We start from the raw sequence: 4,674 nt of genomic DNA on the forward strand, positions 1-4,674 counted from the left end.
TGATGAGACTTGACAGTCCAGACTGAAATCAAAACGCCCTCCTTGGCTTTTATGGCGAAAAGCTTCGGAGGGCGTTGGTGGAGCCGGGGGGAGTCGAACCCCCGTCCAAACGTGAATCCCTTTCGGGCTTTCTACATGCTTATTCCTTGATTGGATTTTCGACCTGAGCCTGGCCAAGGACAGCCGAACTCAAGCTTAACTCATTGGGTATTTCGGGCCTTTCTAAGAGTGAGTCAGGTCCCTAGTTCTACTCAACGATACCCGATCAGTGATGACAGTAGAACAGGAATCATCACCCGGGTAACTCGTCCCCCCGACTATCGGAGTGGATTAAGATGATCGGTCTTAGACCGATTATGCAGCGAGTGCGTAGTTGTTGTCGCCAAATATGGCTTGGGAGTCCAGATTAAAGAGCGCATTCCCAATGCTCTGCATGCTTACACGAGGAATCGACACGCTGTCAAAGCCAGGTCGGCCCCATGTTCTTTGATAAAGTACAAAGGTACTGTCCAAGACGCAAGTTCCATGCCCTTGGTTGCCTTATCGCCACATTGGCAGGGCGAATGGTTTAATTTCGTGGCCCTAGCTCCATTTCCTATGAAGATCGGAATCATCAGAGAAGGTAAGATACCCCCCGATAAACGGGTGCCCTTCACCCCCACCCAGTGCCGCAACCTTATGGATCGCTATCCCCAACTGGACCTGGTCGTGCAACCCAGTGAGATACGTGCATTCAAAGACTCTGCTTACCAGGCTCAAGGCATTCAGCTACAGGAGGACATGAGCGACAGAGAGGTGCTCTTCGGTGTGAAGGAGGTGCCTATCGAAATGCTCATTCCCGACAAGCGCTATTTCTTCTTCTCCCATACCTATAAGGAGCAACCCTATAACCGGAAACTCCTTCAAGCCATTCTCGACAAGCGCATCCAGCTCATCGATTATGAATTGCTCAAGGACAGCAAAGGTGATCGCATTATAGGTTTCGGTCGCTGGGCCGGTATCGTAGGAGCTTATAGTGGATTCAGAGGTTGGGGCATGCTCAATGACAGCTTCCATATCAAAGCGGCTCATGCTTGCGAGGATATGCAGGAGATGTTGGGCGAACTGAAGAAGGTCAGCCTTCCTGATCATTTCAAACTGGTCGTGACCGGCACAGGCCGTGTGGGTAAAGGTGCACACGAGATCATCAGAGCATTGGATATCCAACAGATAGAGCCGGAGGCATTCCTGGACTACAGTGATCCAACACCCGTGTACACTATACTCGATGCAGAGGATTATAATCGACATGCCGAAGGGCGCTCCTGGGACAAGTCCCATTTCTACGCACATCCAGAGGAGTATGAAGGTACCTTCCTGCGATTCGCCAAATCGGCCGACATGTATATCCCCTGTCATTACTGGGATAGCAACGCCCCATTGATCCTATCTGAAGAGGACCTGCGGGACCCTGATCTCAGATTGCAGATAATCAGTGATGTGAGCATGGATATCAAAGAACCCATAGCGAGTACGGTGCGCCCCTCCGTGATCGGTGATGCCTATTACGGCTATGATCCGCAAGCGGCAGAAGAAGTGCCTTTCGGCACTCCCGGAAGTATCGGTGTGCAGGCAGTGGACAATCTGCCCTGTGAACTACCCAAGGATGCTTCCCAGGATTTCGGTCAAGCACTCATGGACAAGGTCATACCCTGTCTCCTAGGCGATGACCCCGATCGCATCATCGAGCGTGCCTCACAGACCGATCTACATGGCAATCTCATGCCCGATTTCATGTACCTCAGCGATTATCTGAAAGGATGAGTAAGCGAATCGATATGGCTAGGTTCACCCGGGATAGCTCATTCTATGGGGACATTCCTCTCCTTCTGACCATCAAGAGTTTCGACCTGCAGGCGATCCGTAAGCGCTATATCGAATCCAAGAAGCGCAGTCAACGTGGATCGGTAGCGCGTAGACCCGTTTCCCTTGGAGGATTGGTCAGCCTGCGGCTGCATCAAGGGTCCGTGCAAGAGCTAGAAGAACTGGTGCGGGTGAAAGAACCCAGAGGCTTGGATTATAATGAAGGTCGTTTTGCCTTCTCTTCTGAGAGCACGGTCTATGTGCTCGATAAGGTACTGCAGAAGATCGAGAACGACTGGTTCTCCTACATCCATACTGTGGAGTTCTCACCGCATGAGAACGACCGATTGCTGGTCTCCTCTTCAGGACTGGATATCCTCTTCGAATACGATCTCAAGACACAAGAGATCACTTGGGAATGGAGCGCTTGGGAGCATGGAATGAACGAAGGCCATGACCCGGACTCGGATGCGATGCTGAAGCTCACGCGTGACCCTCAGCAATTCTCCCGCTGGCAGCAACAAGGAATAGCAGCACGGCTTATCGATGACCCAAACACTCAGAGTCTACCTACCGCTATGCGGGCTGCTTTCATCAATTCCAGCAGTTATGACCACAGGGATGAACACCGCATCCTGGCTACCCTATTCCACAAGGGAAAGGTCATCGCTATCGATAGAAGAACGGGCGATTTTCAGGAGGTCATCAGCCAACTGACCACACCGCATGGTGGGAAGTCACAAGCTGATCTGACCATGGCCACGAGCACGGGTTCTGGAGAGATACATCTCGAGAAAGACGGGAAGTCCACCATCCTCGATTTCAGTCAGCTATCTGGTAAGCCCGAGGAACTCGGAGAGATGGAATGGATCCAGAATGCCATTGTGCATGAAGGATTGCTCATCGCCATAGATAGCAATCGCAACAGCTTCGTCATCATCGATACCGAGCGTGAGCTGTACGATATGATCTCCTATGACCTCGATTGGGCCGTACAGGATCTGGTAGTAGGGTCATTGAATGCATCTCAAAAAAGTTTGATCCAGGACATCAGTAACGAGTAGGTCCAGTCGAACAAACTTCTTCCGAAGTACCTATAGCCCAAGGCTGTATGATTGGTCGTCAGTAGAAAATCACCCATTTGAATGAGATCTGTCCAAGCCATCTCATCCACCTTTGTGATATAAACGACCGACATGAAACATTCAAAACTTCTCCTACTCTTCATCTTCTGTCTGACCCAGTATGCATCCGCCACGGATTATTTCTGGGTGGGTGGTACAGGATATTGGAATGAACTGGAACACTGGGCGACTACTTCGGGTGGAAGTACATTCCACACCAGTGAACCCGACTCTCTGGACGATGTATACTTCGATGTAAATTCATTCGATGCTCCTGGGCAGATCTGCTATATACCTGACAGCTCCATGTGCGGTAGCATCATCGCTCAAGGAGTTCTCCATGAACCCAAGTTAGAGCATGAAGGCAATTATGTTTCCAAATTCTTCGTGTATGGAGACATTCTGCTATCCGATGAGATCGATCGAAATTTCAAGTATATCGCCATGAAAGGGTCGGGCGCTATCTCGATAGCTACTGAAGGACGGAGCCTAGGAGGTGGGACCTTCCTGGTCATGCAGAATGAAGAAATGGTGGTGAATTTACAGGACACCCTACGGGTAGGGAATCTCTATGTCAACGCAGGAGAATTCTATTCCAATGGTCATTACATCGATCTGAATTCCCGTCTCTATATATTCTCCGATCAGACGGTGGATATGGGAAGTTCCCGGATCGACATCCCATTGAAACTACAGGTATTCGAGAGTGAGTTCATCGACCTATCAAATACGACCATCTACTTCGGCTATGAAAGCCTCACAAGTACTCGCCAATTTGCTGGTGATGATGAAGACTATGGCACGCTCTATTTCCTCGGTAGCGTACATATAACGTCTTCCAATTCTTATCAGGATTTCATTGGACTGCCAGGGTCGGTGATCGCATTTGCTGCTGGTAGTACTCAAATAGCTACTCAATTCCATCTTCAAGGAACGATAGATTCCTTGGTCACGCTACTCTCCTATGAGACGGGCTCTGAATTCTATCTGGAGCAGAATGCGGGTACGGTAGCTGGGCAATACCTCTCATTGACGGACTGCCATGCTCAAGGTGGTGCAACTTTCAATGCATTCGACACCTATGATCAAGGGAACAATTCAGGTTGGAATATCAGTCCATTCCAGCCCGAGGAATACTTCTGGATCGGGGGCTCAGGAAACTGGAGCGATATAGAACATTGGGCTACCACCTCCGGGGGTACTACTACCCACGTCACTCCTCCCAGTCAGATCGATCAAGTCTATTTCGATCAGAATTCTTTCAATACGGGTAATGCAGAGGTGATCATCGATGTGAATGCTTCGTGTGAGGATTTGAATATGTCCACCATCGACCAGGCCATGACCTTCAGCCAAAACAACTCTGTCGTCCTGAACATCTATGGCTCACTCTGGTTGAGCGAACAGGCAGACTATTCCTTTGACCAAATATTCTTCCGATCGACTGAGGCCGAAGAGACCATCTCTACATCCAACGCTCATATGGGACCACAATCCGATCTGGAATTTATCAGTGCTGCACTCTTCGCATTAGAAGGAGATCTAACGGCACGTGAAGTATTCTTCACGCAAGGAGACTTCAATTCGAATGGATATGACATCAACACCAATTTCTCATTTGAGATCTATTTCGTCAATGGAGGAAATATAGACTTGAGCAATTCCACCATCACTACACAACACTATGATGGAGGCTACTTCCCAGAGA

General features: G+C 49.4%; 3 protein-coding genes and 1 other RNA gene. 3 read left to right on the forward strand and 1 reads right to left on the reverse strand.

The features are described from left to right. Positions 1–75 precede the first annotated feature (75 nt). Positions 76–479: a transfer-messenger RNA gene (gene ssrA, locus HKN79_11380) on the reverse strand. 118 nt (positions 480–597) lie between these two features. On the opposite strand from ssrA, the gene HKN79_11385 reads away from it, so the two are divergent. The 3 genes from HKN79_11385 to HKN79_11395 form a co-directional block, all read left to right on the forward strand. Next, positions 598–1,803, forward strand: coding sequence for an alanine dehydrogenase (locus HKN79_11385; GenBank protein NNC84169.1), 1,206 nt, complete (start codon positions 598–600; stop codon positions 1,801–1,803). Continuing rightward, positions 1,800–2,906: a hypothetical protein gene (locus tag HKN79_11390; protein ID NNC84170.1), complete on the forward strand. Its 1,107-nt coding sequence runs from the start codon at positions 1,800–1,802 to the stop codon at positions 2,904–2,906. The genes HKN79_11385 and HKN79_11390 overlap by 4 nt, the downstream gene beginning before the upstream one ends. Before the next feature lie 132 nt (positions 2,907–3,038). Continuing rightward, positions 3,039–4,674, forward strand: a 1,636-nt coding sequence (locus tag HKN79_11395; protein NNC84171.1) for a hypothetical protein, incomplete at its 3' end; no start/stop codon positions are given.

The sequence above is a fragment of the Flavobacteriales bacterium genome, assembly GCA_013001705.1.
Lineage (GTDB): Bacteria > Bacteroidota > Bacteroidia > Flavobacteriales_D > JABDKJ01 > JABDLZ01.